The 16,106-nt window shown below is 67.1% G+C and carries 16 protein-coding genes; 8 read left to right on the top strand and 8 right to left on the bottom strand.

The genetic code is table 11. The features are described 5' to 3' along the window. Positions 1–27: 27 nt before the first annotated feature. On the bottom strand, positions 28–969 hold the full coding sequence (locus AB0M22_RS08875; protein ID WP_364722773.1) for an alpha/beta fold hydrolase: 942 nt from the start codon (positions 967–969) through the stop codon (positions 28–30). 229 nt (positions 970–1,198) lie between these two features. Here AB0M22_RS08875 and AB0M22_RS08870 point away from each other — a divergent pair, with 229 nt between their 5' ends. The 3 genes from AB0M22_RS08870 (at position 1,199) to AB0M22_RS08860 (ending at position 4,008) form a co-directional block, all read left to right on the top strand. Continuing rightward, positions 1,199–2,446 (top strand): cytochrome P450, encoded by a 1,248-nt coding sequence (locus AB0M22_RS08870; RefSeq protein WP_364722771.1) that lies wholly within the window; start codon positions 1,199–1,201, stop codon positions 2,444–2,446. A 71-nt stretch (positions 2,447–2,517) separates the two neighbouring features. Beyond that, complete coding sequence (locus AB0M22_RS08865; protein WP_364722769.1) at positions 2,518–3,114, top strand: hypothetical protein; 597 nt, start codon at positions 2,518–2,520, stop codon at positions 3,112–3,114. Between the two features lie 51 nt (positions 3,115–3,165). Further along, positions 3,166–4,008 carry a GNAT family N-acetyltransferase gene (locus AB0M22_RS08860; protein ID WP_364722767.1) on the top strand — a complete coding sequence of 281 codons (843 nt, stop codon included), beginning with the start codon at positions 3,166–3,168 and terminating at the stop codon, positions 4,006–4,008. Between the two features lie 21 nt (positions 4,009–4,029). On the opposite strand, the gene AB0M22_RS08855 is transcribed toward AB0M22_RS08860, so the two are convergent. Next, a complete protein-coding gene (locus tag AB0M22_RS08855) occupies positions 4,030–5,433 on the bottom strand; it encodes an FAD-binding oxidoreductase (RefSeq protein ID WP_364722765.1) in 1,404 nt (467 codons plus the stop codon). Between the two features lie 296 nt (positions 5,434–5,729). Here AB0M22_RS08855 and AB0M22_RS08850 point away from each other — a divergent pair, with 296 nt between their 5' ends. After that, on the top strand, positions 5,730–6,134 hold the full coding sequence (locus AB0M22_RS08850; RefSeq protein ID WP_364722763.1) for a hypothetical protein: 405 nt from the start codon (positions 5,730–5,732) through the stop codon (positions 6,132–6,134). An 8-nt stretch (positions 6,135–6,142) separates the two neighbouring features. Here the strand turns inward: AB0M22_RS08850 and AB0M22_RS08845 are convergent, their stop codons facing one another. Further along, entirely contained in the window at positions 6,143–7,114 is a 972-nt protein-coding gene (locus tag AB0M22_RS08845) for a GlxA family transcriptional regulator (RefSeq protein WP_364722761.1), read from the bottom strand. Then, positions 7,111–7,749 (bottom strand): HD domain-containing protein, encoded by a 639-nt coding sequence (locus AB0M22_RS08840; protein ID WP_364722759.1) that lies wholly within the window; start codon positions 7,747–7,749, stop codon positions 7,111–7,113. Before AB0M22_RS08840 ends, AB0M22_RS08845 begins: the two co-directional genes overlap by 4 nt. 199 nt (positions 7,750–7,948) lie before the next feature. Here AB0M22_RS08840 and AB0M22_RS08835 point away from each other — a divergent pair, with 199 nt between their 5' ends. Continuing rightward, on the top strand, positions 7,949–9,118 hold the full coding sequence (locus AB0M22_RS08835; protein ID WP_364722757.1) for an alpha/beta hydrolase: 1,170 nt from the start codon (positions 7,949–7,951) through the stop codon (positions 9,116–9,118). Here the strand turns inward: AB0M22_RS08835 and AB0M22_RS08830 are convergent. Then, the gene (locus AB0M22_RS08830) at positions 9,068–10,153 is read right to left on the bottom strand and encodes an ABC transporter permease (RefSeq protein WP_364722755.1); all 1,086 of its coding nucleotides are present in this window, start codon (positions 10,151–10,153) and stop codon (positions 9,068–9,070) included. The genes AB0M22_RS08835 and AB0M22_RS08830 overlap by 51 nt on opposite strands. 112 nt (positions 10,154–10,265) lie before the next feature. Here AB0M22_RS08830 and AB0M22_RS08825 point away from each other — a divergent pair, with 112 nt between their 5' ends. Both AB0M22_RS08825 and AB0M22_RS08820 read left to right on the top strand, forming a co-directional pair. Continuing rightward, positions 10,266–10,745 carry a MarR family transcriptional regulator gene (locus tag AB0M22_RS08825; RefSeq protein ID WP_364722752.1) on the top strand — a complete coding sequence of 160 codons (480 nt, stop codon included), beginning with the start codon at positions 10,266–10,268 and terminating at the stop codon, positions 10,743–10,745. Further along, entirely contained in the window at positions 10,742–11,974 is a 1,233-nt protein-coding gene (locus AB0M22_RS08820; protein ID WP_364722750.1) for an epoxide hydrolase, read from the top strand. Before AB0M22_RS08825 ends, AB0M22_RS08820 begins: the two co-directional genes overlap by 4 nt. Here the strand turns inward: AB0M22_RS08820 and AB0M22_RS08815 are convergent. From AB0M22_RS08815 to AB0M22_RS08805, 3 genes are all read right to left on the bottom strand, one after another. Beyond that, positions 11,969–13,204 carry a cation:proton antiporter gene (locus AB0M22_RS08815; protein ID WP_364722748.1) on the bottom strand — a complete coding sequence of 412 codons (1,236 nt, stop codon included), beginning with the start codon at positions 13,202–13,204 and terminating at the stop codon, positions 11,969–11,971. The two genes, AB0M22_RS08820 and AB0M22_RS08815, sit on opposite strands and share 6 nt — an antisense overlap. A gap of 125 nt (positions 13,205–13,329) precedes the next feature. Then, positions 13,330–14,055, bottom strand: a complete 726-nt coding sequence (locus AB0M22_RS08810; RefSeq protein WP_364722746.1) for a uracil-DNA glycosylase — start codon at positions 14,053–14,055, stop codon at positions 13,330–13,332. A gap of 5 nt (positions 14,056–14,060) precedes the next feature. Next, positions 14,061–15,353 carry an amidohydrolase gene (locus tag AB0M22_RS08805; protein ID WP_364722744.1) on the bottom strand — a complete coding sequence of 431 codons (1,293 nt, stop codon included), beginning with the start codon at positions 15,351–15,353 and terminating at the stop codon, positions 14,061–14,063. 250 nt (positions 15,354–15,603) lie between these two features. On the opposite strand from AB0M22_RS08805, the gene AB0M22_RS08800 reads away from it, so the two are divergent. Continuing rightward, positions 15,604–16,047, top strand: coding sequence for a GyrI-like domain-containing protein (locus AB0M22_RS08800; RefSeq protein ID WP_040738955.1), 444 nt, complete (start codon positions 15,604–15,606; stop codon positions 16,045–16,047). Positions 16,048–16,106: the final 59 nt, after the last annotated feature.

Raw genomic sequence — 16,106 nt, 5'->3', positions numbered from 1 at the left:
GGGCCGGGGGCATCGGCCGCCCAGGGGCTACTTCGATTGATCGGCGCTCGGCTCGGGACAGGGATCGCCGGCGAACGGCAGGCCGAGGGCGCGGTGCACAAGATAAGCAACAGTGGGGGATTCGGGGAGAATTCCGTGGTGAAAAGTATCGGTCGGGCATAGGTCTTGCACCCATAGATTCTCGACCGTGGCCGCACGGCCCGCGCGCAGGAATGTCGCCTCGGGCGGCGTGACGACATGATCGACGCGGGTGGCGATCGCCGTGTAATGCACGCCCGGTTCGGTATCGCCGCCGGCATTGAGTGTGCGGATGAATTCGCTGCCGGTCAGCTGCTGGGCCGCCGAGGTGCCGAGCACCCTGGCGATCACGCCGTCCGATATCCCGGACGCGCTCCCCGTGGGTAGCAGGAAGCCGAGGCCGTCGGCGGTGGTGCCGTGGTTGGTGCCGGCGATGGTGACCAGGTGATCGACCTTGTTGCGGCTCGGGTCGGCGCGATACGCGCCACCCTCGAAACGCAGATACTGCCGGGTGAGCGGCGCGCCCTGCGAATGCGCGACGATATCGACTTTGGCCGCGCCGGTCACGCCACGCACCCGCTCGATGAATGCCGCGAGCTCCTTGGCGGACGAACGAATATCCGCGGTGCCGAATACCCCGGGCGCCGCACCTCGAACGCTGAACGGCGCGTGCCCGTAATTCAGCGAATACACGCACACCCCAAGTGCTTTCAGCTGCGGAGCCAGGACGTCCCAGGAGTTCTGATTGCCCCAGGTGCCGTGCACGAGCACCACCGGCTCCGGTCGCTTCGTATTCGGTACGCAGGTCCAATCGTTCGCCCCGGCGGGCGAGACGCTGCCGTCCTCGGTGACCTCCGCGAAAGCGGGAACGGCCGCGACCATTCCGGTGACCGCGAGCGCCGCGGTCAGACTGATTCCCCAACGGCAGCGACGTGAATGACCTGGGCGCATCGAGACACGGTTCCTTTCGCCAGCAAACAGATCTGCTCGGCTACTCGAAAGCCAGTCCCGTCACCAGGTGTCGCGGCCTCATGGAACCACTGGGGCGAATGCGGGGCAAACACGTCGGCGGAGTGGCGTGAAAACGTTTCGGGTTCGACCCGCGCGGATTTCGATACGCGCGTGCCGACGGCTGCATAGGCTCACGGAGTTTGCTGCCCGACCGCATGGAGTTGCCGCGATGACGATGCCCCCGCCCACCGCGCACAGTCGGGCCGTACCCGGTTCGCCGATCGATACCGACGGTCCCCGGGTGTCGTTGTACGCACCGGAGTTCGCGGCGGATCCGCACGGCGCCTATCGGTCGATGCGCGAACAGTACGGGTCGCTGGTGCCGGTGGAATTGGCGGCGGGTGTGCCGGCCACATTGGTGATCGGCTATTACACCGCGGTGCGGATCTTCAATGATCCGGATCATTTCCCGGCCGATCCGCGGACCTGGCAGAAGGGCGTCGCGACGGATTGCCCGGTGCTGCCGATGATGCAGTGGCGGCCGAATGCCTTGCGCAACGCGGGCGCCGAGCATGCCCGCTATCGGCAGACCAATACCGCCGGTCTCGACAAAGTCGATCAGTACAGCCTGCACGACACCGTCGCGGAGGTCGCGATACCGCTGATCAATTCGTTCTGCGCGGACGGATCGGCGGATCTGGTGCGCCAGTATGCGTTTCCGCTCGCCTTCGCGGTGCTGAACGCCATGCTGGGTTGCCCGGCCGAGATCGCCCAGCAGGCGGCGACCGGTTTCGCGGCGATCTTCGAGGGTGTCGACGCGGCGCAGGGCAACAAGATGCTCATCGGCGCGTTGCTGGAGCTGACCCAGCTCAAGCGCGCTCAACCGGGTGACGACGTCACCACGCGCATGCTGCAACACCACGCCGAGCTGAGCGACACCGAAATGGTGCACCAGCTGGCCACGCTGTACGGCGCGGGCATCGAGCCGCAACAGAATCTGATCGTCAACACGCTGCGGCTGATCCTCAGCGACGAGCGCTTCGGCGGCAGCGTGCTCGGCGGCAGCCTGTCCACCCGGGACGCGCTGGACGAGGTGCTGTTCAACGACCCGCCGATGGCCAACTTCTGCATCAGCTTTCCGCGACAGCCGATCCTGATCGATGACGTCTGGCTACCGGCGCACCAACCGGTCGTCATCAGCATGGCCGCCTGCAATACCGATCCGGAGATCAGCGCGAACCAGTTCGCGGGCAACCGTTCGCACCTGGCCTGGGGCACCGGCCCGCACGTCTGCCCGGCCAGCTCACTGGCCTACCTGATCGCGCAGGACGCCATCGATCAGCTGCTCGACGCCCTCCCGGAGATCCGACTCGCGGTACCGGCAGACGAGCTGACCTGGCGTCCGGGCCCGTTCCATCGAGCGTTGACCGCCCTCCCGGTCACCTTCCCGGTATCCACGCCGCTGCCGCAGACCTAGCCTCGGATCCAGGGTCGGAACCAGGGTTTTCCCGGAGGCTCGCGTGGCTGTCGTCCTGCCAAGCTGAGACCGTGAAATCCCCCGGAGTGCTGCTCTTCTCCGCGCCGCTGTTCTTCTCCGGATACGGCGTGATCCGGCTGTTCGGTCTGGCGGACGGCCACTACGGGCCCGGAATCGATTGGCAGGCAGCGCATATCGTCGGACTGATCGGGATGGTGCTGTTCGTTCCGGCGGTGCTCGGTCTGGAACGACTGCTCCCGCACAGCAAGTGGGGGATGGGCACGGTGATCGTCACGCTGACCGGGTTGGCGGCGACCATCGTTCAGTTCGGCGCGGATGTCGTGTTCGCCGCCATGGCCGCGGACAGGGCCGACATGTCCAGGCTGAGCCGGGAATTCTCGGCCGTTCCCGGCGTTCGTCTGGCCTTCTACGAGGTCGGGCCGCCGCTGTTCTTTCTCGGACTGATCGTGCTGACCGTCCTGCTCGTCCGGGCGGGGCGGCTCCCGTGGTGGAGCCCGGTGGTGATGGCGGTGAGCACGATGGCGCCGATGCTCACGCTCGATGTGATTCCGCTCGCGGGCGTCGGCATTCTCGCGTCGCTGGTCGGGCTCCGGCGTTCCGCCGATCGATCCGAGGCGTCGTCGCCGGTACTCCGGGCTTCGGCATAGGGCCCGAAAAGGATTGTCGCTTGGCGGGTTCGCCCTGGTAGGAATGCATCCATGTGGTCTGAACCCAGCCTGTTCGCCGGAACCGATCTCGCGGCCAGGATCGAGCGCGTCGAGCGTTCGCTGATCGAAGAGGGCGCCCGCGCCGCCGCGCAACGGGAGCCGCGGGTGCTCGTGCTTCCGGTCGGCAGCGGGGCGGCCGTGTGGGCCGGTCCCGGCTCACCGCTCGACAAGGTGGTCGGCGTCGGCATGGGCGACGAATTCGACGACGGCACCCTGGACGAGGTGGAGGCGGCGTTCGCCGAGCGCGACACCCCGGTCCAGTTCGAGGTCTCGACGCTCGCGGATCCCGCGGTGGTCGAACGCCTGACCCGTCGCGGCTACGTGCTCAGCGGGTTCGAGAACGTGCTCGGTCTGCGGCTCGAACCGGGGCGGCAGTCGAATTCCGCGGCCGGCGTGCAGATCTCGCCGGTCGGCCCGGACGAGTTCGACACCTGGCTGGACGTCGTCGCCACCGGCTTCGCCGCGCCCGACCTCCAGGGCATCGCCTCGCACGAGGAGTTTCCGCGCGACGCCCTCGACAACTCGGTGCGTGACATCGCCTCGGCCACCGGCTTTTCCGGTTCGATCGCCCGCATCGACGGCGTCCCGGCCGGTGGCGCCAGCCTGCGTCTCGCCGACGGGGTCGCGCAATTCTGCGGCGCGGCAACCCTTCCGGCATTCCGTCGCCGCGGTGTTCAGGCCTCGCTTCTGTCGGCCCGCCTGGCCGACGCCGCAGCAGCGGGCTGCGACCTTGCCGTGGTCACCACCCTCCCCGGCTCCAAGTCGCAGCAGAACGTGCAGAAGATCGGCTTCCAAATCCTGTACACCCGAGCCATTCTCGTCCGCTCGGCCTAGCTCTCCGGCGGCAAAGCGGAGTCAGCTGACCAGCACCGTGTGTATCCGGTTCTGCGGGTCCACCTTTCGGCGGACGCGGTCGAGCTGCGGATAATTGTGTGCGTAGTAGCGCTCCATCGGGTCGCCGATTTCGAGGTAGTTGACGTAGGCGCCCGCGGAGTAGGGGGCGACGAGGTGGTGTGCCTCGGTGATCCATGCGGCGGCCTGCTCGTGCGGAATCTGTTGGTAGTTACCCCATTCCACGAGCGCCGCGTGCTCGCGCCACGGGAAGGCGGTGTCGCCGGGGAGGGTGTCGCGGACGGCGCCGTCGAGCGTGTTGATCTGCACCCAGCCGGTGCCGCCCGCCCGGGAGTGCGCGGTGATCGCCTCGAGGACCGCGGCGATGGCGTCCGCGGACAGTTCGGTGACGACGTCGGAGCCGCAGGTGAAGGTGGCGCGCGGCTGGGTGGCGTTGCCGCCCGCGAGATACATGACCGTGTCCATGTGATTCAGGCTCCGGTACTCCACGTTCAGCGGCTTGGCCGTGGCGGCCATCAGCGTGACCGCGGCCCGGATGCCCTCCTTGGCCGGGCAGACCAGCTGCATCCAGCATTTCAACCCGCCGTGCCCGTCCGCGTCCACGCTGACGCAGGCCCACTCGCCGGGGTCGGCGGTAGCCAGCCAGGCCGACCACCCGGCAATCACCTGCGCCGCCAGCTCGCCGGGAAAGGACAGTTGCACAACGTCTTTCGGCGTCGCCGGACACGTGCGATAGGTGAGGGAGGTGACCACGCCGAGATGGGATCCGCCGCCGCGGATGGCCCAGAACAGATCCGGCCGCGAGGTCGGCGAAACCGCGGCCACCGTGCCGTCCGGCAGCACCATGGTGGCCGCGGCAAGCCGATCGCAGGTCAACCCGTAGCGCCGGGATTCGAAGCCGAGCCCGCCGCCCAGGGTGAGTCCGGCGATGCCGACCATCGGGCACATCCCGGTGGGCAGCGTCTGCCCGAACCGGTCGAGTTCGCGATACACCGCGTTCAGCGTCATGCCCGGTGCGACAACGGCTTCGCCGTCGCGGTAGTTCACCCCGGACAGCTTGCGCAGGTCGACGATCATCGCACCGGTCGCCGCCGAGGCGCCCACATACGAATGACCGCCCGCGCGGGCCGCCAGCATCAGCTCGTTCTCGGCGGCGAAAGCGAGCGCGGCCGCGACGTCGTCGACATTGTCGACCTGCACGACGGCGGTCGGCTTCGCGTCGTCGAACCGGGTGTTGAAGATCTGCTTGGCCGTCGGGTAATCCGCGTCGTTCGCCAGGAGGACCCGGCCCCGCACGCGCTTGTCGAGCTTGCTCCAATCCACGCCCGCCGCGGTGCGGCCGACGGCCAGTGGTAGCGGCTCGGCCCGCGCGACGCGAGCGCCGGACGTGCCCGGTAGGCCGGCCAAGGCCCAGCCGGTCAGGCCGATTCCGAGTGCGTTCCGCAGAAAGGTGCTGCGCGAGAAGTTGGTATCGATGGTCCAAGCCTAGGGGCGTGACCACGGAAAATAGCGGTACGACACCGGCTGACGACGCCCAGGCGCGGTCTTCGGCCCGCTCGGGGTCCTCCTCTCGGAGGATCGGTACGGCGTCGCGTAGTTCTTGCGGCGGACATCGAGGGGGTACGGGAGAGCGATGTGCGACGGCGGTGCCCGGTCGGACAATTCTCGGTAGGTGCTTGCCATTCAGCCGGGAGGTGTTCGTGATGACGGATGTTGTGCGAAGTGCAAGCTACATCGCCGCCACGGTGGCGGAACTGCGCCGGCACAGCTCCGCGGACAAGGCGGCCGGATTCGTCAGCCAGCGCGCGCTGTTCCCGCGCCGCGGCCGGATCGAACTCGATGGGGAGCGCCTGGTGCTGTCCGACTGGAGCGACGGCGACGATCTGACCCTGTCGCCCGCGGCCATCGTGTCGCTGCGCCGCGAATTCACCTCGCTCTACGGCAGATTCATGGGCGGGCTGCTCAACGCGGGCAAGCCGCTGATCATGGAGACGACCACCGCGGGGGAGATCTACATCCTGATCGATCGCCGGGAAATCTCCGAGTTCACCAACAATCGTCGCTGGGAAGCGGCGATCGCGGCGTGGCAGGCGGAAGCGGCGAAGTAACCCGCACCTCAGTGTTCGGTGGTCGCGGTGAAGCGGTGCTGATAGGTGCTCGGTGCGATGCCGAGGTGCTGTTGGAAGGCGCGACGGAGGGTGTCGTCGCTGCCGAAACCGCTCCGGGCGGCCGTTGTCGTGACGGAATGCCCTTGGTCCAACAGTATTTGGGCTTGTTCGAGGCGAACCTGCTCTAGATAGCGAGCTGGAGTGGTGTCCAATTCCCGGCGGAACAGTCGCGTGAGTTGGCGCGGACTGGTGTTCGCGAGGGCGGCCAGCACCGGCACGGTGTAGTCCCGTGTGGGATCGGTATGGATGACATCGAGCAGTGTGCGCAGGGTGTTGTCCTTCGGTGCCGGTGTGCGAATCGGGACGGAGAATTGCGATTGGCCGCCGGGTCGCTGGAGGAAGACGACCAGTGAGCGGGCCACGTCGCGGGCCAGCGCCGGGCCGTGATCCTGTTCGACCAGGTGCAGGGTGAGATCGATGCCCGCGCTGATGCCGGCCGAGGTCATGATCGGTCCGTCGGTGACGAAGATGGCGTCGGGATCGACCTCGATGTCAGGGTGGCGTCGTTGCAGGGTCGCGGCGTGCCGCCAATGCGTCGTCGCCCGGCGTCCGTCGAGCAGGCCGGCGGCGGCGAGCAGGAAAGCGCCGGTGCAGACCGAGGCGATCCGGGGCGTGCGTTCGGCCGATCCGGTTACCGCGCGGACTAGTTCGGGTGGCAGCGCCGCCGTGACCAGTTCCTCAGAGCCGGGCACCACGAGGGTGTCCAGCTTCCGCGCCTCCTCAGCGGCGCGGTCGACGTCGAAGCGCAACCCGGTGGACGAGCGCACCGGCGCGCCGTCGGGGGAGATCAGCGTGATCCGATAGTTCGCGCCGCACCGGTTGGCCTCGGTGAACACCTCGCTCGGCCCGGCGACATCGAGCAGCGTGACGCCGGGAAACACGAGTATGCCGACCACGTGCGGACGGGACGTCACGCTCATTCGGGCCACGGGTTGGACTGGATGACCTCGACGAAATCGGTCCGGACGAAGCCGGGCACGAAGTGCGCGAGGACGTCGGCATTGACCGTCCCGAAGGTGGTGTCGGGGCGGTCGGCGAACCCCTCGGTGAACGCGGCGAGGATCTGCCGTTTGAAGTCGGGTCGCGGATGCGCGGCGGTGACCGCTTCGATATCGGCGGGCGCGAGATCACCGTATCCGATACCGAGGACATCGGTTTCGACACCGGCCGTGACCAGCGCGATCTCGGGCGCCATGTGTTCGGGGATGCCCGGCGTGGTGTGCAACGCGATGGCTGTCCACACCCGCTGCGCCGCTTCGTCATCGATGCCGTGCGCGGCGAGGAATCGGCGGGCCTCGTCGGCGCCGTCGACCTCGAATCGCTGGTTCCGGGTGCGGTAGGTATCGGTCAGTCCGAGGTCGTGGAACATCGCGCCGACGTACAGCAATTCGGGATCGGGCTTCAGGCCGCGCAGCTGTCCTTGCAGCATGCCGAACAGGTAGACGCGCCGGGAATGATGAAACAGCAGCGGCGGTGCGCTGGCGCGGACCAGTTCGGTGGCCTCGGTGACCAGGCGGCTGTCCGGGATGGCGATGCCTGCGATGTGCTCTGTCATGGGAACGCTCCTGTAAACGTAGGTGCTGACCTGTCCCAGAATGCGTCTTCGGGTACCTCGTCTGCCCTGTCCTTTCGGACCGATATACCGCAGATCAGGACATCCTCCGCCTTATCGTCGCACACCTCGAGTACTGCCCCGACGACCACGCGCGGCGTGCCATCTGTGCTGGTGCGGGCGGTCGTGGGTTAATGATCGAATGCTCATTCGCTGGCTGGTTGCGGCATCGGCGGCCGGGGTGGCCGTGCTGATGGTGCTGTTCATCTACGTGATCATCGCGGTGCGGGTGCCCGCACCCTTCGTGGTGCTGACGCACATCGTGAGTGACTATGGGCTGTACCTGATTCCGCTCGGGTTGGCGGGATTCGTGTTGTCGCTGATCGCCTTTGGCAAGAAGGGACGAGTAGGGGTGCGCCGGGTGGCGGCGGTGACCGGGTTGGTGTGCCTGCTCGGCGTGGTCGCCTCGGGCTTCCCGTTGGCCGCGTCGTGGGGGACGGCGGTGCGCCAGGACGCGAAACTGTCGTTCGGCGACTATCTTTCCGGTGGCACGAACACCGGCACGCCGGACGAATCGTTGAGCACCGTGTACAACACCGTCGACGGCCAGGACCTGAAGCTCGATGTGAAACTGCCGGAAGGCGATTCGGCTCGGCCGCGCCCCGCGGTGGTCTGGGTGCACGGCGGCGGCTGGCGCAACGGCGATCGCGGCGAGGCGCCGATGTGGCACAAGTGGTTGACCGACCAGGGATATGCTGTCTTCGCCATCGACTACCGGCTGACTCCGCCCGCGCGCTGGAATCAATCGCCGGGTGATGTGAAGTGTGCCGTCGGATGGGTCAAACAGCAGGCGGCGAAGTACCACATCGATCCGGAGCGGGTGATGCTCGCGGGCGGTTCGGCGGGTGGCAATCTCGCGCTGATGGGCGCGTACGCCGACGACCGGGTCGCGCCGAGTTGCGCGGTCACCGACACGGCGGTCAAGGCGGTCGCGGCGTTCTACCCGGTGCCTGACCTGGTCGAGGCGTGGCGCGACACCGGGCTGCCCGGACGAATGCGCACGTTTCTCCAGGACTACACCGGCGGAACTCCGGACCAGGTGCCCGACCGCTACAAGGCCGCCTCCCCGGTCACCTATGTCCGGCCGAATGTGCCGCCGACGCTGCTCATGCACGGCAATCGGGATCATGTTGCGCCGTACCGCGGTTCGGCCGAACTCGCCGAACGGTTGCGCCGGGTCGGCGTCGAAAACCAGTTGCTCGCAGTGCCTTACGGCGAGCACATCTACGACTTCACCTGGGCAGGCTGGGGCACGCAGATCTCACGGCAGGTCTTCGCCAAGTTCCTGGCCGACCACTTCCCGGTTGCGTGAGCGGGCGTCGTGCGCGTTGCCGGTCGTCCGGCCGCCGGGATGACGGCTGCGCCAGATCCAGAACACCGCGCACGCGACGAGCGCCCAGCCGGCGAGCACGGCGAACGGCAGAAGATGTTGGTGCGCACCGAAATACACGGCGGTGTGCTGTGCGTTGACCGACGCGCCGGGCGGCAGCCAGCGGCCGATGTGCCCGAGCAGAGACGGCAGCAGCGGCCAGGACACCGCGCCGCCGGAGGACGGATTGCCGAGCAACACCATCAGACCCCAGGTCGGCAGGATCGCCCACCGCCCGAACAGGGTGTTGAACATGGTGAACACCATGCCGGAGGTGAACATGGTCAGCGACAGAATTCCCCACGATTCCGGAAACGGCAATCGGACCACCCCGAGCACCCAATCCGCCACCGCCGCAATGGTGAAACCGCCGCAGACCGCGTACGCCGCGGTGAAGCCGATCCGTTCCAGTGGATTCAACGCCGCGGCGTGCACGCTGAATTGGGTCGCGCCGACGAAGCCGATGATCACCGCCGCCAGCGAGATGTAGAAGATCGCGAGTCCGCGCGGATCGCCGGGCTGCAACGGCACCACATCCGTCACCTCGACCGCCCCCGCCGTCGAGGCGACCTGGGTGAGCAACTGTGCCACCGATTGACCTGAGGCACTGGAGATATCGAGCCGCACTCCCGGCGGCCGGGCCGTGACGATCGCGAATACCTTCTGATCCTCGATCGCCTCCCGCGCCGCCGCCTCGTCCGGATAGCTGCGCACCGCCAGCGAATCATCCAGCGACCGCTGCATCTCCGTAAGAAACCCCGATACCGGAGCGCTCTGCTCCGACCCGATCACCGCGATCGGAATCTGCCGCGGCGTCGGATTAGCCAGCGCGTATGTATACGACCCCGCGAACAACCCCGCTGCGGCCGCGACCAGCAATACGAGCACCGTCGCGGGCAGGTATGGCGATGCCCGCACCATCGCCCACCACTCGCCCGCCGTCCGCCGCCGCTCATGCTGCCCGCGCAGGTTGGTCATCCCCGCACACTAGGTCTCACCAGCAAAAATGCCCGTTACCCACGCCGTCATGGGCGATCGAGTCCCGAAACTGCATAAGCAACTTAAATAAACTGGTGATACATTGCTGACTATGGGAGCACAGCGGCGCGAGCTCGAGGCTGATGACCTTGCTCGGGTGATGGGGGCGTTCACCCGGGCGTCTATTCGGCTGCCGAGTGCGGAGAAGCACGCGTTCACCACGCTTTCGGTGTTGCACACCTTGGCCGGCCACGGGGCGATGCGGGTTTCGGCGTTGAAGGTGACCGAGCAGATCACCCAGCCGGCGATCACTCAGCTGGTGAGCCGGTTGGAGCGGGGCGGGCTGGTCGAGCGACGGCCGGACCCGGCGGATGGTCGAGCGGTGCTGGTCGAGATCACCGCGGCGGGGGCGCGGATCGTGCAGACGCGGCATCAGGAACGGGTTCGCCGGTTCACGGAGTTGGCCGAGGCGTTGACGGAGGCGGAGCGGCAGGCGGTCAGTGCGGCGTTGCCCGCCTTGCAGCGGATGGCCGATTTGATGGACAACGAGCTGACGTCGGCGGATTCGGTTATCTCGGAAGGGTATTCATGACATCGCAGTTTGCACTGGCGGCCGCGCCGATTCGGGTTGCCGATGACGTGTTGGACGATCTCGCGACGCGGCTTCGGCTCACCAGGTGGCTCGACGATGTGGGCAACGACGATTGGCGCTATGGCGTCAGTCGTCGATACCTACAGGAGCTGGTCGAGTACTGGCGCGACGAATATGACTGGCGCAAAGCGGAATCCGCGATCAATGCCTACGAGCACTATCGAGTGCACGTCGACGGCGTGCCGATTCACTTCATGCGCAAGCCGGGTGCCGGGCCAAACCCGACCCCGTTGATCCTCACCCACGGCTGGCCGTGGACCTTCTGGCACTGGGCCAAGGTGATCGACCCGCTCGCCGACCCCGCGGCCTTCGGCGGTGACCCGGCCGACGCGTTCGACGTCATCGTCCCGTCGCTGCCCGGGTTCGGCTTCTCCACACCGCTGCCGGACAACCCGGACATGAACTTCTGGAAGGTCGCCGACCTCTGGCACACGCTGATGACCGACACCCTCGGCTATCCGAAATACGCTGCGGCAGGCTGCGATGTCGGTGCGCTCGTCACCGGCCAACTCGGCCACAAATACGCCGAAGAACTGCACGGCATCCACATCGGCTCCGGCCTGAAGCTCACTCTGTTCAGCGGCGATCGGGCCTGGGATCTCAGTGGGGGACAACCGATCCCGCCGGGTCTGTCCGACGCCGACTATCAGCGATTCCGCTCCCTCGAACACCGCTTCGCCGTCCACCTCGCCGTCCACGTGCTCGAACCGAGCACGCTCGCTTACGGTCTCACCGATTCACCGGCCGGCCTGCTCGCCTGGATCCTGCAACGCTGGGTCAAGTGGAGCGACAGCCACGGCGATATCGAGACCGTCTTCAGCAAGGACGACCTGCTCACCCACGCCATGATCTTCTGGGTGAACAACGCCATCGGCACCTCGATCCGCTACTACGCCAACGCGAACCGCTATCCCTGGACCCCGGCGCACGATCGCGTCCCGATCATCGAGGCGCCCACCGGCATCACCTTCGTCGGTCACGAAAACCCGCCTGGCGTAAACACTCCCGAGCAACGCGTGGAGAGCTGGCTCGCCACGGACCGGGCCGACTGGTACAACCACGTCAACCTGACCGCGCACGCGGCAGGCGGGCACTTCATCCCTTGGGAGGTCCCCGATGCCTGGATCGATGACCTGCGGCGCACCTTCCGTACTCGACGCCGGTCATGAAACCGTCCGGGCCTCGTCCGTGGTCTGGACCGGCAGGCGTCCGAGGTCGGGCGTCACCTTGAGCAGGCGCAGCAGCGGCGAAGTCATCGCCGTGGTCACCAGGGCCATCACGACGAGGATCGAATACAGCTGCACCCCAATGAGTCCCGTGGTCAAACCGACATTCAGAATGATGAGTTCGGTGAGTCCGCGGGTGTTCATCAGGCTGGCCAGCGCACCGGCTTCGCGCGGCTCGATTCCGTTGGCGCGCGCGGCGAGATAGGTGCCGCCGAGCTTTCCGGCCAGCGCGGTCAGCAGGATCGCGATCATCTCCACGACACCGGCGCGGTCGAGCGAGCTGAGGTCCACCTGGAGACCCGCGATGACGAAGAAGGCGGGCAGGAACACCGAACTCAGCAGTTGCGCACCGGTTTCCACGACCGGCCGGTGGGTGCGGGGGAAGATGACGCCGAACAGGAAGGCGCCGAAGATCAGGTGCAGGCCGATCCATTCGGTGGCCGCGCCGCAGATCAGCGCGCCGCAGACGGCGAGGAAGATCATGGTGTTGTTGCTGGTCGCTGTGGTGGAGCGGGAGGCGCGGGTGAGCAGCGGGCGGACCAGCCACCACATCGCCGCGACCAGCGGCACGAACAGCAGCAGTTTCCACTGATTGGTCGCGCCCGGCCGGGCCAGGCCGATGACGAAGGCGAGCACGGTCCACGCCAGGATGTCGTCGATGGCCGCGCTGGCCATGCTGAGCTGCCCGATCCGGGTGCCCATCAGGTCGCGTTCGATCAGGATGCGGGCCAGCACCGGGAACGCGGTGACCGCGAGCGCGCAGCCGATGAACAACGCGAAGGTCAGCCGGTTGCCCTGGTGGTATCGCGACAGCACCGCGAGCGCGACCCCGCAGCCGAGCGCGAACGGCACGAAGTAGGCGGACAGCGACACGCTGGCCACGGCGCGGCGATTGCCGTTGAACGAGCTCCGATCGATCTCCAGCCCGGCGAGGAACATGAAGATCATCACGCCGACATTCGCGAACGCGCTCAGATAGGAACGGACGTCCTGCGGAAAGACGATGCCGGATAAATGCGCCCCCAGAATGGTGGGCCCCGCAATGATTCCCGCCGCGATTTCGCCGATTACCGGCGGTTGGCCGAGCCGCTGGGCCAGCTTGCCGAGCAATCGCGCGGCCACCGCGATGAGCACGAGATCTACCAGCAGGAACACCATTTGGTTACTGGGCAACGTTCGCTCCGTTCACAATGGGCGCGCCGTGGCCGCCCGGCTCCTCCGTCGAGCCGCACCCGCGACCGACTCCCCGGCTCCAACGATATCGTGAATCGACGAAAACCCTTTCTCGGACAATGGAACTAATCGATCGCGGTGACCTCGAGTCCGGCCGTCCGCGCCGCCGTGCTCAGCACTTCTTCGACCATCGCGGGCGTGAGCCGGCCGGTAAAGGTGTTCTGCTGACTCACGTGATAGCAGCCGAACAGATGCAATGGCGCGCGGCCCGGATCGGCGGGGGATAGCTCGATGTGCGCGCCGTGCCCGAACTTCGGTCGCGGCCGCGGAATGGTCCAGCCCGCGTCGGCCAGCACGGGTAGCAGCGCCTGCCAGCCGAACCCGCCGAGCACCACGACGGCGCGGACAGTCGGTGCGAGCAAAGCGAATTCGGTGGCCAGCCAGTGCCGGCAGCGGTCGCGTTCGTCCGGGGTCGGTTTGTTGTCCGGCGGCGCGCAGTGCACCGGTGCGGTGACCCGGGTGCCGAGCAACCGCAATCCGTCGTCGCGATGCGTCGCCGTCGGCTGGTTGGCCAGCCCGACCGCGTGCATGGCTGCGTAGAGCACGTCACCGCTACGGTCACCGGTGAACATCCGGCCGGTCCGGTTGCCGCCGTGCGCCGCCGGCGCCAGCCCGACGACCAGCAAGCGCGCGTCGTCCGGACCGTACCCGGGAACCGGCCGCCCCCAATAGGTTTCGTCCCGGAACGCCGCCCGTTTCTCCCGCGCCACCTGCTCACGCCAGGCGACGAGCCGCGGACAGGCGAAGCAGTCGGCAACCGCGGCGTCCAACTCGGCGATGGTGTGGCACACGGGAATCACCCTAGGTGCGGCACCAAGGCGCCGCTGAGATGGTCGTTGGCCACATGCGCGTGCAGCCGGACTCCGGTGACGAGGGTGTCGTCGTCGGCATAGAAGTGCGGACTGTGATTCATCGCCAGCCCTCGGCCGCCGGGCGCAGGGGCCGGCATCCCGTTGTCGGCGATCTCGGTGTCCTGTACGCCCAGCGTCACGTACAGGCCGCCGTACTTGTTGACGAACTCCGAGACATCGTCGTAGCCGAGCGTCGCCGCGGTCTCCACCACCCGCTCGACGCCCGCCACATGACAGAACGTCGGCAGACCGGCGTCGATCCATTCCTTCTTGTTGTGCACCGCGGGCACATCCTGCAAATAGTCGACGGTCGCCGTGGCGTTGTAGGCCTGCGCACTGTGCTCGGCCAGCGTCGCGAGCCGCCGCTGCACCTCGGCCATATCGGATTCCACCGCGCAGCGGATCGTGCCCCACAGCGTGACCGTCCGTCCGATGATGTTGAACCGCCCCACATCCTCGATGTGCCCGATCGACACGGTGATCGGCTGAAACGCGTTGACCTGCCGATAGAGCTGCCCGATACCGGTGAGCACCGCGCCGACCGCAGGCATCGGATCGATGCCCATCCACGGCGTGGACCCGTGCACCTGCTGCCCGGTGACGGTGATCCGGACCAGGCAGGACGCGCCGAACTGGTTGCCGACGCGATAGCCGATGTAGCCCTTGGGATATGGCGTGACATGGAACCCGAATGCCATCGTCGGCACCGGATCGTCGAACACGCCCTGCGCGAGCATCTCGCGGGCGCCGCCCTTTTCGTCCACCGGCGGCCCCTCCTCGGCGGGCTGAAAGACGAACAGCACAGTTCCGGGTAGCTGATCACGGACGCCCGCAAGCACACTCGCGGCGCCCATCAGCATCGCGGTGTGGCAGTCGTGGCCGCAGGCGTGCGACACCGGAAACGGTCCGCCCGGATACTTGTCGTCCACCACGTGCGCGGCGAAGTCGGCGCCGCATTCGTCCGGCACCGGCAGCGCGTCGATGTCGGCGCGCAGTGCGATCACCCGGTCACCGGGCTGCCCGCCGCGCAACACGCCGACGACACCGTGTCCGGCAATGCCGGTGCGCACCTCGTCCAGGGCCAGTGCGTGGAGGTGCTCGGTGATGAGGGCGGCGGTGTTCACCTCGCGGTTGGACAGCTCGGGATGTTGATGCAGTTGCCTGCGCCAGGCGATCACCTGATCGGTTATCGCGGCGGCGCGCCGGTCCAAATCGTCGTGGATCAGGCTGTCGTGCATCAGGACTCCGTTCGGTGTCGCCGGGGTGGCCGGGTGATCAGCGCGCGGGTTCATGCCAACTATGCATGAGTGGCCATAGCGGTGCGAGAGATTCACTGCCACCGGTCATTTGTCCAGTTCGGGACCGTCGTGAGGGTGAGTAACAAGAGGGACATGTGATCGTGACCACGCGGTCTGTGTTGATAGCATGGCCTTTCTGACCGACCGGATGCGGGCCGCGCCCCCGGATTCATCTCGAAAGAGTCTTTCCATGCAGTTTGAAATCGTCGAGCGAGACGAAACATGGGTTGCCGGGTTGCCGGTGCGCAGCCCTAAACGTGCGCTCGGAGAGCTGCGTGATCACGACCTGGAGGCAGCCTGGGCGACCGTGCTGCACCAGGAACTCGGTGGCCCGCTGGCCAGTGCCTACACCGACTACACCGGTGAGCTCGGCACCTACAACACGCAGATCGTCGGCTACGAGTGCGCGTCCTTCGGCGATGTCACCCGCGGCCATCTGGTGGCCCGGCTGCCGCGCGGCACCTATGCGCGGTTCTCCTCGGTCGGTAACTTCCCGCAGGTGATGACCGACCTCTGGACCCAGATCGCGTACGCCGAGGAACACAACCAGATCAAGCGCACCTACACCGGCGACTTCGAGTGCTACCCGCACGCCTACAAGATCGAGCTCTACCTGGCGGTCGACGCCCGATGATCGAGCGGAGCGAGCGAATCATGTGCCAGCGTGCCATGCACATGACGGAGCCGAGCGCC

Origin of the sequence: Nocardia sp. NPDC051756, from assembly GCF_040681495.1 — a bacterium.
Classification (GTDB): Bacteria; Actinomycetota; Actinomycetes; order Mycobacteriales; family Mycobacteriaceae; genus Nocardia.
Note: the sequence above shows the minus strand (reverse complement) of the source record. Positions and strands in the feature narration are given on the sequence as shown.

Coding starts and splice junctions, on each gene's coding strand:
- AB0M22_RS08800 (WP_040738955.1), top strand. CDS start 15,604: ATGCAGTTTGAAATCGTCGAGCGAGACGAAACATGGGTTGCCGGGTTG.
- AB0M22_RS08825 (WP_364722752.1), top strand. CDS start 10,266: ATGGGAGCACAGCGGCGCGAGCTCGAGGCTGATGACCTTGCTCGGGTG.
- AB0M22_RS08830 (WP_364722755.1), bottom strand. CDS start 10,153: ATGACCAACCTGCGCGGGCAGCATGAGCGGCGGCGGACGGCGGGCGAG.
- AB0M22_RS08820 (WP_364722750.1), top strand. CDS start 10,742: ATGACATCGCAGTTTGCACTGGCGGCCGCGCCGATTCGGGTTGCCGAT.
- AB0M22_RS08840 (WP_364722759.1), bottom strand. CDS start 7,749: ATGACAGAGCACATCGCAGGCATCGCCATCCCGGACAGCCGCCTGGTC.
- AB0M22_RS08850 (WP_364722763.1), top strand. CDS start 5,730: ATGACGGATGTTGTGCGAAGTGCAAGCTACATCGCCGCCACGGTGGCG.
- AB0M22_RS08845 (WP_364722761.1), bottom strand. CDS start 7,114: ATGAGCGTGACGTCCCGTCCGCACGTGGTCGGCATACTCGTGTTTCCC.
- AB0M22_RS08875 (WP_364722773.1), bottom strand. CDS start 969: ATGCGCCCAGGTCATTCACGTCGCTGCCGTTGGGGAATCAGTCTGACC.
- AB0M22_RS08835 (WP_364722757.1), top strand. CDS start 7,949: ATGCTCATTCGCTGGCTGGTTGCGGCATCGGCGGCCGGGGTGGCCGTG.
- AB0M22_RS08860 (WP_364722767.1), top strand. CDS start 3,166: ATGTGGTCTGAACCCAGCCTGTTCGCCGGAACCGATCTCGCGGCCAGG.
- AB0M22_RS08805 (WP_364722744.1), bottom strand. CDS start 15,353: ATGCACGACAGCCTGATCCACGACGATTTGGACCGGCGCGCCGCCGCG.
- AB0M22_RS08870 (WP_364722771.1), top strand. CDS start 1,199: ATGACGATGCCCCCGCCCACCGCGCACAGTCGGGCCGTACCCGGTTCG.